Source organism: Arthrobacter sp. P4_F11 (genome assembly GCF_056401395.1).
This window is the reverse complement of record NZ_JBFUJK010000001.1, coordinates 385,316-401,616: the sequence shown is the minus strand read 5'-3', so window position 1 is coordinate 401,616 and position 16,301 is coordinate 385,316. Positions and strand designations below refer to the sequence as shown.

Here is a 16,301-nt window from a genome sequence, read left to right as displayed (position 1 = left end):
ATGTGCGAATAGATATTGTGACCAAAGAATTCCCGCCGGAAATTTATGGCGGCGCCGGTGTCCATGTGGCCGAGCTCAGCCGAGTGCTGGCCCAACGCGTGGACCTTCAGGTGCGTGCCTTCGGCGCGCCCCGCGAGCCCGGGTACCACGGAGCGACTGTCACGTCGTATTCCGTGCCTGAAGACCTGGGCTCCGCAAACGCCGCCATCCAGACCCTCGGGGTGGACCTGAGGATCGTTCCGGACGTCGCCGGCGCGGACCTGGTCCACTCCCACACCTGGTACGCCAACATGGCCGGACACATCGCGTCGTTGCTTCACGGCATCCCGCATGTACTGAGCGCCCACAGCCTGGAGCCGCTGCGCCCGTGGAAGGCCGAGCAGCTTGGTGGCGGCTACGCGGTGTCCTCCTGGGTGGAAAAGACCGCCTACGAGGCCGCCGCCGCCATCATCGCCGTCTCGGAAGGCATGCGCCAGGACATCCTGCGCAGCTATCCGGACGTTGACCCGGCCAAGGTCAAGGTGGTCCACAACGGCATTGACGTCAGCCAGTGGAACCGGGACGAGGCTGATGACATCATCCGTCCGCTCGGAATCGATCCGGAGCGCCCCAGCGTTGTTTTTGTGGGCCGGAACACCCGGCAGAAGGGCGTGCCGTACCTGTTGCGGGCCGCCGCCAAGCTCCCGGCCGACGTCCAGCTGGTGCTGTGCCTCGGTGCCGCGGACACCCCGGAACTGGCGGCCGAGACGGCACGCCTGATCGAGGAGCTGCAGAGCCAGCGCAGCGGCGTGATCCTGATCGAGCGGATGCTGCCCCGCAACGAGGTCATCCAGGTGCTCAGCCACGCGACGGCGTTCGCGTGCCCGTCCATCTACGAACCGCTGGGCATCGTCAACCTTGAGGCGATGGCGTGCGGTGCCGCCGTGGTGGCCAGCGCCACCGGCGGTATCCCGGAGGTCGTCGACCACGGCAAGACCGGACTGCTTGTTCCGATCGAGCAGGTCACGGACGGCACGGGAATCCCTCTGGACCCGGAGAAATTCGTCACCGACTTTGCCGAGGCCCTCATCGAAGTGGTGTCTGATCCTGCCCGGGCGCGCGCCATGGGCGAAGCCGGCCGGCGCAGGGCCGAGGAGCACTTCTCCTGGGAATCCATCACGGAGACCACGCTCGAGGTCTACCGCTCGGTGCTCCAGCAGGGCTCCTGACCCCGCGACGGAACAGCACCACAGCGTCACTGCAGTACCGAGTCATTGCACTTCGACGACGGCGCCGCCCCGGCTGAGGGGGCGGCGCCGTCGTCGCATTTCGGCTGGGTCAGCCGCGGGCTTTGGTGCCGTGAGCTTTTGTGCCGTCAGCTTTGGTGCCGTGAGCTTTTGTGCCGTGAACGGCGCGGGCAAGCAGGATCTTTTCGTCCAGGGGCGCCTGGCCGCTGGCCCGCTGCTTGCGGAAGTAGTCCCGGGCCTCGTCCTGGCGGACCTTCTCCGCGCCGGTGGAGATCTCAGCGCGGAGATGCTCCGGGCCATACCCGAACGCGTCCACCAGGTCCAGGGCATGCGGACGGATCTTCACGAGCAGGCGGTTGATGTATTCGCCCACAGTGCGTCCGCGCTGCATCGACAGCCTGCCGTTCATGAGGTACCAGGACAGGTTCTTCTCGATCAGGGACAGGCCGAAGAGATCGCGCAGCCACGTCAGGACTTTGTGCGTGCCCGGGTCTGTCACCTTGCCGAGGGCCTCGGTAAAGGCCTCCCACTGCAGCAGCTCCGCATGGGCCTGGGCGGCTTCGATGAGTTCGTGCTGGTGGGCGTTGAACAAGGCGGCGCCCTGCTGCTGCGGGAGCTTGTTCGCGCCCTTGAGGGCCGTGGCCACCTCCGCGACCATGGTTTGGACACGGTCCGTGAGCAGGGTCCGCTGGCTTGCTTCGTCCTTGATCGCCAGCGCAGCTTTCTGCACTGATCCGGTGTCGGCCACGAACTGGGCGACGCCGCGCAGTCCGGTGCGGTGGATCGCCGCGCCGGTGGCCTGGCCCACGACATAGCGGGCCAGCACGCCGACGTTGACGGTGCGGAATTCCTTGGCGTAGTCCGCCAGCAGGCGCTTGGCGACCAGCTGCAGCAGGACCGTGTTGTCGCCTTCGAACGTGGCGTAGACGTCGAGGTCGGCGCGGAGGGAGGCGAACCGGTTCTCGATCAGGAATCCCGCACCACCGCAGGCCTCGCGGCATTCCTGCAGCGTATCCAGGGCGTGCCAGGTGCTCAGCGGCTTCAGGGCCGCGGCCAGGGTTTCGAGGTCCTGGCGGTCCTGGTCGGTGTCATGGCGGCCGGAGAAGACGTCGTCGAATTTCTGCAGCAGTTGCTCGCTGGCGAAGCTGGCGGCGTACGTGGTGGCCAGCCGGGTGAAGAGCCGGCGCTGGTGCCGCTGGTAGTCCAGCAGCACTTCCTCGTCGGTCTGGGAGGAGGCATTGAACTGCCGGCGTTCGGTGGCGTACTGGATGGCGGTTTTCAGGGCCAGCTTCGACGCCGTCACGGCGGCGCCGTCGAGGGAAACCCGGCCCTGGACCAGCGTGCCGAGCATGGTGAAGAAGCGGCGGCCCGGGCTGGCGATGGGGGACGTGTAGTTGCCCTCGGGGTCGACGTCGCCGTAGCGGTTCAGGAGGTTGGTGCGCGGGATCCGGACGTTCGTGAAGTGCAGCCGGCCGTTGTCGATGCCGTTCAGGCCGCCCTTGACCCCATCGTCCTCGCCCCCGATGCCCGGCAGGAACTCCTTGGTCCCGGGGTCCCGGAGGTCCATGTAGAACGCGTGCACGCCGTGGTTGACGCCCTTTGTCACCAGTTGGGCGAACACGACGGCGGCCAGGCCATCTGTGGCGGCGTTGCCGATGTAGTCCTTCCACGCGGCCCGGAACGGTGTGTGGACCACGAACTCTCCGGCGGCTGGGTCGTAGGTGGCGGTGGTGGCAATGCTGGCCACGTCCGAGCCGTGCCCGGTCTCGGTCATGGCGAAGCAGCCTGGGATCTCCAGGCTCATGATGCCGGGCAGCCATTTCTCGTGGTGTTCCGCGGTGCCGAGGTGGTTCACTGCGGAGCCGAACAGGCCCCACTGCACGCCGGCCTTGATCTGCAGCGACGGGTCGGCGATGACCAGTTCCTGGAAGCCGGCCACGTTGCCGCCGTGGTCATCGGAGCCGCCCACGGACTCCGGAAATGCGCGGTGGACGGCGCCATTGTCCACCAGGATCCTGAGCTGCCCGAAGACGCGTTGGCGGTGTTCTGTGTGGGTCTGGCCCTCGATCTTGTGCAGTTCCGGGCGGCCGGCGAGGCCCCTGGACTTCAGCCGGATGTCGGCCCACTTGCCGAGCAGCTGTTCGCCAAGGGCCGCTACGTCGACGGCGGGCGCCCCAGGGGAACCGGGCTGGCCGGAACGGCCGGCTGCCATGGTTGCCGCCGTCTGTTGTGGTTGCGGCCGGCGGCGGGGTGCGTTGCGGGTGGTGCGGTCGGCTAGTTCAGTCATGTCGTTTCCTTCTGTGGTTCTGACAATCTTTAGTGCTGACAGTTCAGGTCGCGGGCGGGGGCCGGCGTGCCGCTGCTACGGCGCGCCCTGGCCTGCCGGGTCCGTTCGTTCCGTTTGTGCTGCTTCGTCGGGACGAGGTGCCTGCAGCTCGGGGGCGATGCCGAAGCAGAGCCAATCCGTGATCTGCCGCGCCATGGCCTCCTGGCCGGGCTTGGCCGGTCCGGGCGGGCTGGCGAGCCACTGTTCGCCGGCATTCCGGACCAGGCCGATCGCGGCGTTGGGCCAGTAGCCGATCACGGCTTCCTTGTCCTGGCCGCCGCCCAGATGGCTGCGCATCGGCCGGGCAATCATGTCGCTGATGGCGGCGAAGAAGTGGCTCAAGGCTCCCGCCGTGGAGATGGACGGGCCGGCCGTTTCGGCCTCGCCGGAAGCATGGCGTGTCACGAACGTATAGACATTCGGGCTGGTCTCGGCCATTTGCAGGTACGCGGACACCATGGCGAACAGGCCTTCGCGGGGCGTCTGGGCGCTCTGGGCCGCCTCCTGGATGCGCCGCTGCATCTGGCTCAGGACCACCTCGCCCACGGCCTGCTGGAGTCCGGCTTTGTCGCCGAAATAGCGGTAGAACACGGACTTCGACGTTCCCGCGGCAGCGGCAATGTCCTCCATGGACGCGTCGCTCCCGAGGGCATGCACCGCCTTCCGGGCGGACTTGATCAGCTCCCGCCGCCGTTCCTCGCGGTGGGACTGCCAGCGGGAAGCGCGGCCGTCGACGGCGGCCTGCCCGGCGGGCACGGTGGCTTTGGGAATGTTCACGATACCCAGCGTATCAGGTACGCTGGGTATCGGTAATTGCTTTGATCGAAGGAGACAGCCCATGTCCGTCAACGGACAGTCAGTGCCCCGCCCCCAGCCAGCCGCCGCATCCGCCGCCGGGAAGACACAGCACGCCGGCGCAGGCCCGGCACAACTCCGCAAGGCCGTGGTCGTGGGCGGCAACCGCATCCCGTTCGCCCGGACCGGAGGCGCGTACACGAAGTCCTCCAACCAGGACATGCTCACGGCCGCCCTTGATGGCCTGATCGCCCGCTTCGGCCTGCAGGACGAACGGATCGGGGAAGTGGCTGCGGGGGCGGTCCTCAAGCACTCCCGGGATTTCAACCTCACCCGGGAAGCGGTGCTCGGCTCGGCCCTCTCCGCCGAGACCCCGGCGTATGACCTCCAGCAGGCCTGCGCCACCGGCCTGGAAACGGTGCTCGGCCTGGCGAACAAGATCAAGCTGGGCCAGATCGATTCCGCGATCGCCGGCGGCGTGGACTCGGCCTCTGACGCCCCCATTGCCGTCAGCGAAGGACTCCGCGAGGTGCTCCTTGACCTCAACCGCGCCAAGACAATGTCCCGGAAACTGCAGGTCCTCAGCCGGCTCCGTCCCAAGGATCTGGCTCCCGATGCGCCGAACACGGGGGAGCCGCGCACCGGTCTGTCGATGGGCGAGCACCAGGCGCTGACCACGGCGCAGTGGAAGATCACCCGCGAGGCCCAGGACGAACTGGCCTTCAACAGCCACCGGAACCTGGCCGCGGCCTACGACGCAGGCTTCTTCGATGACCTCCTGACCCCCTACCGGGGACTGAGCCGCGACTCCAACCTGCGCGCCGACACGAGCCCGGAGAAACTGGCCACCCTCAAGCCCGTTTTCGGCAAGAACCTGGGCGCCGAGGCGACCATGACGGCCGGCAATTCCACCCCGCTGACCGATGGCGCCTCCACCGTTCTACTGGCGTCCGAGGAATGGGCCGACGCCCACGACCTCCCCAAGCTCGCCGCGGTGATCGACGGCGAGGCTGCCGCCGTCGACTTTGTCCACGGCAAGGACGGGCTGCTCATGGCCCCCGCCTTCGCGGTGCCCCGGCTGCTCGCACGCCACAATCTCAGCCTCGCGGACATCGACTTCTTCGAGATCCACGAGGCTTTCGCCGGCACGGTGCTGAGCACCCTCGCGGCATGGGAGGACGACGAATTCGGCCGCACCCGACTGGGCCTGGACGGCGCCTTCGGCAGCATCGACCGGGCCAAGCTGAACGTCAACGGCTCCTCGCTGGCCGCCGGACACCCGTTTGCGGCCACGGGTGGCAGGATCGTGGCCTCGCTGGCCAAAATGCTGCACGAAAAGGGCGACGTCAACGGGCGTCCGGCCCGCGGCCTCGTGTCCATTTGCGCCGCCGGCGGCCAGGGCGTCGTCGCAATCCTCGAAGCACTCTAGGGAGAACCGGATGAGCGACAAGTACACCCGGCTGGTCAGCCACGGACTCGGCAAGGACCTCGCCAAGCGGCTCGGCCTCCCGCAGCCAGTGGTCCTCCGGCGGCACGAGCGCGGCCGCCCCCTCATCGACGGACCGGTCCTGGTCCAGGGATCAACCGGCGGCGCCGACGAGCTCGCCGCCACCCTGCTGGACTGGAACCTCGATGTCCGTCGCCACGCGATACCCAAGGAGAAGCTCGGCGCCATCATCCTGGTGCTGGACGAGTTGGCCCACCCCGGCGATCTTGAGAAGCCGGTCCTCACCGCCGCCGCGTCGCTGCGTGACCTCGCCCCGAACGCCCGCGTCATCACTATGTCCCGCACGGCGGGCTCGGCCACGGAACCGGCAACGGCGGCTGCCAGGCAGGGCGTGGACGGTCTCCTGCGGTCTTTGGCGAAGGAACTCCGTGCCGGCGCCACCGGCAACGGCATCCTGCTCGCCGACGGCACCCGGACCACGAGCCCGGCAGCACTGGGGGCGCTGAGGTTCTTCCTCTCGGGCCGCTCGGCGTTCGTGGACGGGCAGTTCCTGGCCGTCAGCTCCGGCGCCGGCCAGCTGCCCGACGACGTCGAGAAGCCGCTGGCCGGCAAGGTGGCTGTGGTGACCGGCGCAGCGCGCGGCATCGGGGCCGCAATTGCCCGCACCCTGTACCGCGACGGCGCCACGCTCATCCTCGTCGACATTCCGGCGGCGGGAGAGCATCTGGCGGCAGTGGCCAACGAGGTCCATGGGACGGCCCTGCAGCTGGACATCAGCCGCGACGACGCCGGCCAGCGGATCATCGACCACGCCGCGGCACGGCATGGCCGGCTGGACATCATGATCCACAACGCAGGGATCACCCGGGACAAGCTCCTGGCCAACATGGACGCCGGCCGCTGGAACGCCGTGCTCGCGGTCAACATCGCCGCGCAGCTGCGGATCAATGAAGCCCTGCTGGCCTCGGAGCACTTCCGCGACTCGCCGCGGATCGTGTCCGTGGCCTCCACCAGCGGGATCGCCGGAAACCGCGGCCAGACCAACTATGCCGCGTCCAAGGCCGGCGTGATCGGCATGGTCCGCGCCACGGCGGCGCTGATCGGCGAACGCGGCGGGTCCATCAACGCCGTCGCGCCCGGCTTCATTGAAACGGAGATGACCGCCAGGATCCCTTTCGCCACCCGCGAAGTGGCGCGCCGGCTCAACTCCCTGCAGCAGGGCGGCCGGCCGGGCGACGTCGCCGAGGCCATCGCGTTCCTGGCCAGCGACGCCGCGGGTGGGATTTCCGGGGAGGTGCTGCGCGTCTGCGGGCAGAACCTGGTCGGCGCATGAGCGGATCCCAGACCGTCATCCTGGGCGAGATGCCCGCACTGTCCAAGCTCTACGTCAACGCGGCGGCCGCCGCGGCACGGCGCCGGGTCCTGGGCACCCATGGCGGCACCGAACTGCCGGCCTACACCCACGAGGTCCGTGGCGTGAAGGCCGACGTCGCCAACCTGACCGCCTTCCAGCACCTGATCGGCGAGAGCGCGAGCGATGTCCTCCCCGCCGGCTTCATCCATGCCCTGGCGTTTCCGCTGGCCATGAGCGTGATGAACCGGGACGATTTTCCGCTGCCCCTGCTGGGCATGATCCATCTGACGAACACCGTGGTGCAGTCCGCGCCGGTCCTGTTCACCCAGGCCCTGGATATCCGGGCCCGGGTGGAGAACCTGCGCGGACACCGCGCCGGCACGCAGCTCGATGTCGTCGCCGAGGTCCGCGCCGCCGGGCAGGAAGAGGTCCGCTGGCGCGGGGTGTCGACCTACCTGGCCAAGGGGGTGTTCCTTCCGGGGATCGACAAGGCCTCGGTGGCCGTGCCGCCGCCGCCATTCTCCGTGCCGGATCCCACGGCCCTGTGGCAGCTGGGCGTCGATACCGGGCGTGCCTACGCGGCTGTGTCCGGGGACTTCAACCCCATCCACCTGAGCGTCCTGACCGCCAAGGCCCTCGGGCAGCGGCGGTCCCTTGCCCACGGCATGTACCTGGCGTCGCGGGCGCTGGCCGACGTCGGTGCCGTCCGGGGGGATTCGTTCACCTGGGAGGTGGCCTTCGAGGCCCCCGTGTTCCTGCCGGCCCGCGTGGCGCTCGACATCAGCACCGTGCAGGCGGACGGCGGCGGGTGGGAGCGCTCGGACTACGTGGCATGGAACCCGCTGTCCGGGCGCCGGCACTTCAGCGGCTCTGTCGCGGCGCTGCCACAGCCGGCGCTGCCATAGCCGGCGCTGCCACAGCCGGGCAGGACAGACAGACCCACCGGGTCAGACCGGGCCGCCCCGCCGGCAGACGGAGAGTATTTCCTAGTCTGCCGGCGCCGTGGCCGGTTTGGCCTCCGGCCGCCCGGGCGTGGCCACGCGCAGCATGCGGTGCAGGCTCAAGAGGATGGATTCGACCGCGCTCGGGGCGTCCGTGCTGGGCTGCTCGGAGCCAATCCGGGCGGTCAGTTCGCTGATCGCCGCATCGGCGGCAGCCGCCAGCTCGGTCTGGCGTTCGGGCTGTTCCTCTTCCAGAGCCCGCAGCACGTCGCCGACGGAAGCCATGGCGTCCCCGAGGGGCACTGCGTATTCGTCGGGCACCACAAAGGGGGTATCCTCGGCCCAGATGACATCCGAGAGCACTTGGGTCACGTCCTGGACGTGGAAGGTCAGGCGCTCTAGATCCCGCAGGTTCCGGTAGTCGAGGTTCAGGTCGCGCGGATGCAGGTGGCGTCGGGGATTTGCCTGGCGGCTGGCGTCGGCTTTTTCGACGGCGAGCCGCACGGAGCGGGCGTGGGCTGCGAGCGCTTCCGAGCGGCGGGACCAGTCAACATGCTCCGGCGGCCAGCTTTCCTTCAGCGCCTTGCCCATGTCCCAGAGTTGCTGGGCGAGGGCCTGGCGCAGCTCCGCGATACTTAGCTCTGCCGCCCGGAAGTGCAGCGGCGGGAAGACCAGCAGGTTCACGACGATGCCCACCGTGACGCCGACGCCCATCTGGAACAGGTATCCGAAGGAGAACGTGTCCGGATTATGGCCGCCGACCAACAGCACCAGGAGCGCCGCCGTCGGGATCCAGTCCCGGCCCGAACCGATCTTGGGCAGGCCGGCGAGGATAACGCCGAGTCCCATGACCACCGCGACCGTCCACGGCGACGGCGAGCCGAGGCTGAACAGCATGAACGCAAGGCCCACCCCGATCGCCAGTCCGACGAGCGTCTGGACGCCCTGCCGCATGGAGCCGGCAACGTTCTCGTACATGGCCACCAAGGCGCCCAGCGGGGCGTAGTACGGATAGTCGGCCGCTGAGCCCGGCATGAAGGGTGCGATCGCGAAGGCGACGCCCGCGGCCAGCCCGGCTTTCAGGGCCAGCTGCAGCCGGGGCCACAGCACCGCCGCGGCGACAGCGCTGCCCGCGGTGCGGGTCCATCGGCGCAGCAGGGAGGGCGGGTTGCCGGCTTGCTTTTCTGGAATGGCCATTCGGCTTACCCTAGGGCCGGGAGGCTCGTGCGACAACTGGACGAACCCCGGAGCGGGCCGCCCAAGCCGAAACGGGGCCGGTCAGGACGCCGCGTGGGCGGCCCGCCGCACCGCCGCGGACAGCCGCTGGGCCCGCCCCCCTGTCCGGCCTTCCTCGCTGCGGCGGGGCACATACCCGAACCCGAGGCCGTAGCCGGGATCCGCGAAGCCGAGGGCCGCGTTCGCTCCCTCGTGCCCGAAGGCCAGCTGGCTGCCGAAGTTCCGCCCTGGCTGGGGTTTCATGAACACGACGGCAAAGGCGTTGTCCTGCCCGGAGCACCGGTCCAGTCCCCAGACCTGCTCAGCGGCCATGAGCTCGATGGTGGCGGGGTTGAGGAAAGCGGGAACGCCGTCCACTCCGGTGGTGGCGGCGGCGTAGAGCCTGGCCAGCCCCTCGGCTGACCCCACACCACCTGCGCTGCTCATGCCCGAGGCGCGCACCAAGCGGTGGTTGGGCAGTTCCATGATGGTGCTGACCGGCGCGTTGCTGTTCAGCCCGTCGAGGCTGAGCGGGTCCAGCCACGGCTGGGCCGGGTCAGGGTCGTAGAGCACCTCGCGGTACCGGGGTTCCTGGTCCTCGGGCAGGCCCAGGAAGAAGTCGATGCCCCACGGGCGGCGGATGCGTTCGTCGTAGAGCCCCTGCAGCGTCATCCCCGTGACGCGGCGGCAGAGCTCCTCCATCAGGATCCCTATGGTCAGGGCGTGGTAGCCGAAGGCCGTGCCCGGGCGCCACAACGGCGCCGAGGCCGCGAGACGCCGCGCCGCGGCCGGGGTGGCGAACTCCGCCAGGGGAAACCCGCCGGCGACGCCGGGCAGCCCCGCCTGATGGGATAGGGCCTGCCGCACCGTGAGCCGGTCCTTGCCGTGGACGCCGAACTCGGGCCAGTAGGACGCGACGGTCCGGTCAAGGTCGAGCCGGCCGTCCTGGACGAGGAGGGCGATGACGAAGGCGGCGACTCCCTTGGAACAGGAGTAGGTGCCCGTGATGTCGCCGGGGACGAATCCCGGTCCGCCGCAGAGGTCCAGCACCTTGGTGCCGTGGTGGTAGGCCGACAGCTGCGCGCTGTAGCCCGGATCCTCGGAAAGGAAAGAGTCGAAGAGCTCACGCACACCCGCGAAACCGGGGGCGGCAAACCCGGCCGAGACGGCCGCCGTCGGCATCAGGCCGCGCCGTGTCCCGGGGCGACCTCTTCGCCGGCCCGGACCGGTCCGGGCGGCGTGCCGTCGCCGAACGGCCGGCCGCCGAGGGATTCGCGGCCGTGCTCCGAGAGCCAGTTGCCCAGTTCCGGTCCGCGCGGGACCACTCCGGTGGGATTGATGTCCTCATGCACGATGTAGTAGTGCTGCTTGATCTGCACAAAGTCGGTGGTGTCGCCGAACCCTGGCGTCTGGAACAAGTCGCGCGCGTAGGCCCACAGGACCGGCATCTCGCTGAGCTTTTGCCGGTTGCATTTGAAATGGCCGTGGTACACGGCGTCGAAGCGGGCCAGTGTGGTGAACAGGCGGACGTCGGCCTCCGTGATCGTGTCGCCCACCAGGTACCGCTGGGCCGCCAGGCGTTCCTCGAGCCAGTCCAGGGCCGTCCAGAGCCGATCGTAGGCAGCGTTGTAGGCCTCCTGGGAACCGGCAAAGCCGCAGCGATAGACGCCGTTGTTCACCTCGGTGAAGACACGCTTGTTGACGGCGTCGATTTCTTCCCTGAGGTGCTCCGGGTACAGCTCCGGCGCGCCGGCGCGGTGGTACTGGGTCCACTCCGTGGAAAAGTCGAGCGTGATCTGGGGGAAATTGTTGGTGACTACCTGCCCGCTGGGGACGTCCACGATTGCCGGGACGGTAATCCCGCGGGGGTAGTCGGGGAAGCGGCGGAAGTAGGCGTCCTGGATGCGTTCGATTCCGAGGACGGGATCCCTGCCGTCCGGGTCGAGATCGAACGTCCAGGACCTGGCGTCATGGGTGGGGCCGGGCTGGCCGAGCGAGATGACTGCCTCCAGGCCGAGGAGCCGGCGCACGATCACCGTGCGGTTGGCCCACGGGCAGGCGCGCGCTGCGATGAGGCGGTAGCGGCCAGGTTCCACGGGCCAGCCGGGCTCGCCGTGGGCGCCCGTGGCACCGTCCCGGGTGATTCGGTCCTCAATGTAGTTGGTATCCCGGGTGAATTCCTCGCCGCCGGTCACATACGCGCCCTTGGTGCTGAATCCCGGATCGTCGGTGTGGGTACTCAGGCTCATGGTCCCAGCCTAAGGCCGGGAAGGGAACGGCCCGAACGCGGCCGTGAACACAGGGGCCATCGGCTGCCAGGCAAACCACCATGCCCCGGCCACAACCACGGCGAAGAGGGCAATCCACACCGCGGCGGGGATGGAGGTGGCCCGGGCCAGCAGGTACGCGTCCGACGTCGGGAGCCTGTCCCGGTGCCGCAAATGGACGTTGGCCAGTTTGCCGAGGTCCCTGACGGCAGCGACCAGCAGCGCCAGGCCCAGCACGATCATCACGTGGCCGTTGAACACCGGCGGCACGAACAGCACCAGGAGCGCCGCGGCCAGTACGGCGGCGGCCGTGATGAGGAGCCCCACGCCGTTGCGGAGGAACAGGAAGGACGCCAGGAGGATGAGCGTGCCCACCGACATCGCGGCCGGCCCCCAGCCGTTGAAACCGCACCAGACCATCGCCGCCCCGACGACGGCGGGCACGGGGTAGCCCCAGAACGTCGACCAGGCGGCGGAGAGGCGGCTCCTGCTGTACGTCGTGGTGGTGCCGGAGTGGTCCATGCCCAGCCGGATGCCGCCGATCCGCTGGCCGGTGGTGAGGGCGGCAAACGCGTGGCCGAGTTCGTGGGTCACGGTGGCGAGCAGGCCAAAGTAGCGCCAGGACAGGCGGGGCAGGGAGACGGCCACTGCCAGCAGGATCACCGCCACGAGCTCAATACTGCTCACGTGCGGGCTGGGGGCGTGGGTGAATCCGGCAACGATCCGCTCCCACCATGTCAGGGCGAGGTTCGGTTCCCCCAGCAGGCCGGGCGGAGTCATGCCTTGCCCGAGGCATGCGCGATGCAGTACGCGGTCCAGGGCCTGGCCTCCAGCCGGTCCTCGGGGACCGGGGTGGCGCAGACAGCGCAGATTCCGTAGGTGCCCTCGTCCATCCGCGCAAGGGCGGCATCGATCTGCAGCAGGGAAGCCCTGCTCTGTTCCAGGAGCGCGGAGGCCTGGGATAGTTCGAAGGCGATCGTCGTGCCCTCGGGGTCGTGTTCGTCGTCGACGTTGGAGTCGAGGCGGGCGGCATTGACCGAGGTGATGTCCCGGCGGAGGGCGGGCAGGAGGGCAAGCTTCCGGTCACGTTCCTCGCGCAGGAGGATCCGGAACCGTTCGACGTCAACCATAGGCTTCAAGGCTAGCGCGGCCGCTGTAGCGGCGCCTAAACGGGCTGAAGGAGCCGTCCGCGCCGGGTGCCGGCCAAGCACTCAACGAACTGGTAGATGATTCCCACATCCACGGAACGGGCGCGGGCGGTGGGGGCAGCGTCTAGAGTGGGCGCATGGTGGACCAGACGCACCCCGAGACCCCCGCAACGCCCGAGGGCCGCCCAAACCCCGACCGTCCAAACCCCAATCATCCTGCAGACGCCGGCAACGCCGCGGCCCCCGAAAGTCCCGGGCAGACCGGGGACACTAATACGGCCGACACGCTCCTGCGCGAACTCGCCGCAGCCCATGGCGTCGACACCAGCTACTGGGGCTGGGACGGAGTGCAGCGTTCCGTGGCCGCCGGGACCCTGCAGGACGTGCTGGCGGCCCTCGGGGTCCCCGCCAACGGGCCCCAGGAGCAGCAACGCTCCCTGGCCGAGTCCCGGCTGGCACCCTGGCGGCGCATCCTGCCCCCGGTCCTTGTAGTGAGGGAGGGACAGGAGTCCCGCGTCGAGGTCCACGTCCCGCACGGAAGCGAAGTCCGCGTCTGGATCGACGCCGAGGACGGCAGCAGCTATGAGGCCGCCCAGCGGGAGAACTGGGACCAGCCGGTCGACGTCGACGGCGTCCTCACGGGACGTGCCACGTTCGCGATACCCGGCGGCCTCGGTCTCGGCTGGCATACCTTGAGAGCCGACGCCGCGGGCACGGCGGTGCAGTGTCCGCTGGTAGTTACGCCCGGCCGGCTCCGGGCCTCGGCCCTGCTCAAGGAACGCCGCACCTGGGGACTGACGGCCCAGCTGTACTCCGTGCGGTCCTCCCGGTCCTGGGGGATTGGCGACTTCGCCGATCTCGGGGACCTCGCCGAGGTTGCCGGGGAGCAGGGGGCCGGCTTTGTGCTCGTCAATCCGCTGCATGCCGCCGAACCAGTGCCGCCGGTCGAGGACTCCCCGTACCTGCCCACCACACGGCGCTTCTTCAACCCGCTCTACCTGCGGGTGGAGGAAATCCCGGAATACGGTTACCTGGACGCAGCCGGCCGGGCCGAGGTGGCACGCCTGGCCGAAGGCCAGCAGGCGGCCAACCGTTCCCGGGACCTCCTGGACCGCAACGCCAGTTACGCGGCAAAGCTCTCGGCGCTGGAACGCGTGTTTGCGGTCCGCCGCGGGCCGGCGCGCACCCGGCAGTTCGCCGACTTCTGCGCCGAGCAGGGGCAGGGGCTCGAGGACTTTGCGCTGTGGTCTGCGCTCGCCGAAGCGCTGCCGCCGTCGGCACCGGAATGGGCCGGAGCGGCGGCATCCCCGGCGTCGCCGTACTGTGTCGAGCAGCGGCCGAGGCTGGCAGCCCGGATCGAATTCCACTGCTGGCTGCAGTGGCTCTGCGACCAGCAGCTCGAGGCGGCCCAGCGTTCGGCACGCCAGTCGCGGATGGGGATCGGCGTCGTCCATGACCTCGCTGTCGGGGTAAAACCCGGCGGTGCCGACGCCTGGACCCTCTCCGGCGTTCTTGCCCGGGGCGTGAGCGTTGGTGCGCCCCCGGACATGTTCAACCAGCTGGGCCAGAACTGGTCGCAGCCGCCATGGCATCCGGGCCGGCTCGCCGAATCCGGCTATGCCGCCTACCGGGACATGCTCCGTACCGTGCTGCGGCACGCGGGCGGCATCCGCGTGGACCATATCCTCGGCCTGTTCCGGTTGTGGTGGATCCCCGAGGGCGGGGGGCCGGAGAGCGGCACCTATGTGCACTACGACCACGAGGCGCTCATCGGCATCCTTGCCCTCGAGGCGCAACGGGCCGGGGCGATCGTGATTGGCGAAGACCTGGGGGTGTTCGAGCCGTGGGTCCGCGGCTACCTGGCCGAGCGGGGGATATTCGGCACGTCGATTCTCTGGTTCGAATACGACGCCGATGGCCCGATTCCGCCGGAGCACTACCGCGAGCAGTGCCTGACCAGTGTCAACACCCACGATCTCCCCCCGACGGCGGGCTACCTCGCCGGTGAACACGTCACCTTGCGCGAATCGCTCGGGCTTTTGCGGCGGCCCGTGGCGGAAGAACGCGCCGAGGCCGCGGCCGAGCAGGAGGCCGTGCTGGCCCGGGTCCGGGCACGCGGCCTGCTGGCAGAAAACGGCACAGACGTCCGGACCACGGTGGAGGCGCTGTACGCCTACACGGCGCTGGCCCCGTCAGCGCTGCTGGGGGTGGCGCTGGTCGACGCCGTGGGGGAGACCCGGACCCAGAACCAGCCGGGCACCAGCACCGAATACCCGAACTGGCGCATTCCGCTGGCCGCTCCTGAGGGTGTGGTGCTGATCGATGACCTGCCGGACAACGAGCGGTTCCTGTCCCTGCTGGGCACCGTCCGCGGCGCGATGCATCCCGGAGGGTGACCGGACACGGGGGAGCCGGGCCCTGGACCGGGTGCGGGTAGTTTCTTGACCTGAGCCTGGCCTGAGGCCGGGAATGCAGACAGCATTGGCCGCACCAATACCGGCCGCTAGCATGGACCGATGACGCGGATCGGCCGACTCTCCCTGGCCGGCGGATGGGCGCTGGCGATGCTGCTGGCGGGGTGCACGTCGGTGCACCCCTTCCAGGCCGGCCCGCCTTCTCAGTCCTCATCTGCCGAGTCCCCACCGGCCGGGTCCCTGCCTGCCGGGCCGGCGGGGACCGAATCGCCGCCCGCGTCCCCCGGCCAGGACACGACCGCCGCGGCCCCACCACCATCCCCGTATTTCGCGCAGCCGGCCCCGCACCCCGCCCCGGGCGGGCAGGCCAGCAGCGGAATCGCGCACATTGTGGTCATCGTCCAGGAGAACAAGGCGGCCTCGCAGATCATGGGCGCCAGCGAAGCGGGCTACTTCAACAAGCTTGCGGCGGAATTCTCGGTGGCCGCCAACTACCGGGCCATCACCCACCCGAGCCTGCCCAACTATCTCGCCCTCACGAGCGGAACGAGCGCGGGGATCACCAGCGACTGCAAACCGGACTCGTGCACCGCCGATGTGCGCTCGATCGCCGATGAGATCACCCAATCCGGACGGACCTGGAAAATGTATGCCGAGGGCATGCCCGCGCCCTGCGCCGCGCATGACTCCCGCCGGTATGCGGTGAAGCATAATCCGTTCATGTATTACCCTGCCGTGACGGACGACGTGGCCTCCTGCTCGGACCATGTTGTTCCGTATGACCGGCTGGGACAGGACCTGCAGTCGCCGTCGACCCTGCCGGACTACGCTTTCATCAGCCCGGACATGTGCCACGACACCCACGACTGCTCCATCGGCACCGGAGACGACTGGCTCGCCCGCGAAGTGCCCAGGATTCTGGGATCCCCGGCCTTCACGGCGCAGAACTCCCTGCTGGTGCTCACGTGGGATGAAGGCAGCAAAGATGACAACCGGGTGGCTACGGTTTTTGCCGGCCCCGCGGCGCGGAAGCACTTCACATCCAATGCCGCCTACTCGCACTATTCCTTGCTGCACACCATCGAGGACGTGTGGGGGCTGAGCCCCCTGACCGACGATGTCCGCAATGCGCCCCTCATGGGCCAATTGCTGAACCACTAGCGGTCAG

Annotated in this window: 13 protein-coding genes; 6 read left to right on the top strand and 7 right to left on the bottom strand. The window is 69.1% G+C overall.

Annotated features, from left to right (window positions below):
* The first annotated feature begins 2 nt into the window (after positions 1-2).
* Complete coding sequence (gene glgA, locus AC1DRO_RS01955; protein WP_476949609.1) at positions 3-1,208, top strand: glycogen synthase; 1,206 nt, start codon at positions 3-5, stop codon at positions 1,206-1,208.
* Between the two features lie 109 nt (positions 1,209-1,317).
* On the opposite strand, the gene AC1DRO_RS01950 is transcribed toward glgA, so the two are convergent.
* Both AC1DRO_RS01950 and AC1DRO_RS01945 read right to left on the bottom strand, forming a co-directional pair.
* Complete coding sequence (locus AC1DRO_RS01950) at positions 1,318-3,513, bottom strand: acyl-CoA dehydrogenase family protein (protein WP_476949608.1); 2,196 nt, start codon at positions 3,511-3,513, stop codon at positions 1,318-1,320.
* Between the two features lie 75 nt (positions 3,514-3,588).
* The gene (locus AC1DRO_RS01945; RefSeq protein ID WP_476949607.1) at positions 3,589-4,329 is read right to left on the bottom strand and encodes a TetR family transcriptional regulator; all 741 of its coding nucleotides are present in this window, start codon (positions 4,327-4,329) and stop codon (positions 3,589-3,591) included.
* Positions 4,330-4,390: 61 nt separating this feature from the next.
* On the opposite strand from AC1DRO_RS01945, the gene AC1DRO_RS01940 reads away from it, so the two are divergent.
* Genes AC1DRO_RS01940 through AC1DRO_RS01930 form a run of 3 tightly spaced genes read left to right on the top strand, consistent with a single transcriptional unit; the run spans position 4,391 to position 8,053 of the window.
* Positions 4,391-5,776, top strand: coding sequence for an acetyl-CoA C-acetyltransferase (locus AC1DRO_RS01940; protein ID WP_028275556.1), 1,386 nt, complete (start codon positions 4,391-4,393; stop codon positions 5,774-5,776).
* Between the two features lie 10 nt (positions 5,777-5,786).
* A complete protein-coding gene (locus AC1DRO_RS01935; RefSeq protein WP_476949606.1) occupies positions 5,787-7,127 on the top strand; it encodes a 3-oxoacyl-ACP reductase in 1,341 nt (446 codons plus the stop codon).
* The gene (locus AC1DRO_RS01930; protein ID WP_476949605.1) at positions 7,124-8,053 is read left to right on the top strand and encodes a MaoC/PaaZ C-terminal domain-containing protein; all 930 of its coding nucleotides are present in this window, start codon (positions 7,124-7,126) and stop codon (positions 8,051-8,053) included. The genes AC1DRO_RS01935 and AC1DRO_RS01930 overlap by 4 nt, the downstream gene beginning before the upstream one ends.
* Positions 8,054-8,134: 81 nt before the next feature.
* Here the strand turns inward: AC1DRO_RS01930 and AC1DRO_RS01925 are convergent, their stop codons facing one another.
* The 5 genes from AC1DRO_RS01925 to AC1DRO_RS01905 form a co-directional block, all read right to left on the bottom strand.
* Positions 8,135-9,286 (bottom strand): FUSC family protein, encoded by a 1,152-nt coding sequence (locus tag AC1DRO_RS01925; protein ID WP_476949604.1) that lies wholly within the window; start codon positions 9,284-9,286, stop codon positions 8,135-8,137.
* Positions 9,287-9,367: 81 nt separating this feature from the next.
* On the bottom strand, positions 9,368-10,486 hold the full coding sequence (locus AC1DRO_RS01920) for a serine hydrolase domain-containing protein (protein ID WP_476949603.1): 1,119 nt from the start codon (positions 10,484-10,486) through the stop codon (positions 9,368-9,370).
* Positions 10,486-11,553: a glutathione S-transferase family protein gene (locus AC1DRO_RS01915; protein ID WP_476949602.1), complete on the bottom strand. Its 1,068-nt coding sequence runs from the start codon at positions 11,551-11,553 to the stop codon at positions 10,486-10,488. Before AC1DRO_RS01915 ends, AC1DRO_RS01920 begins: the two co-directional genes overlap by 1 nt.
* A 9-nt stretch (positions 11,554-11,562) precedes the next feature.
* The gene (locus AC1DRO_RS01910) at positions 11,563-12,351 is read right to left on the bottom strand and encodes a M50 family metallopeptidase (protein ID WP_476949601.1); all 789 of its coding nucleotides are present in this window, start codon (positions 12,349-12,351) and stop codon (positions 11,563-11,565) included.
* A complete protein-coding gene (locus tag AC1DRO_RS01905; RefSeq protein WP_028275564.1) occupies positions 12,348-12,701 on the bottom strand; it encodes a TraR/DksA family transcriptional regulator in 354 nt (117 codons plus the stop codon). The genes AC1DRO_RS01910 and AC1DRO_RS01905 overlap by 4 nt, the downstream gene beginning before the upstream one ends.
* 155 nt (positions 12,702-12,856) lie before the next feature.
* On the opposite strand from AC1DRO_RS01905, the gene malQ reads away from it, so the two are divergent.
* Together malQ and AC1DRO_RS01895 are read left to right on the top strand one after the other, a co-directional pair.
* Complete coding sequence (malQ, locus tag AC1DRO_RS01900; protein WP_476949600.1) at positions 12,857-15,115, top strand: 4-alpha-glucanotransferase; 2,259 nt, start codon at positions 12,857-12,859, stop codon at positions 15,113-15,115.
* 120 nt (positions 15,116-15,235) lie between these two features.
* Positions 15,236-16,294, top strand: coding sequence for an alkaline phosphatase family protein (locus AC1DRO_RS01895; RefSeq protein ID WP_476949599.1), 1,059 nt, complete (start codon positions 15,236-15,238; stop codon positions 16,292-16,294).
* The last annotated feature ends 7 nt before the right edge of the window (positions 16,295-16,301 follow it).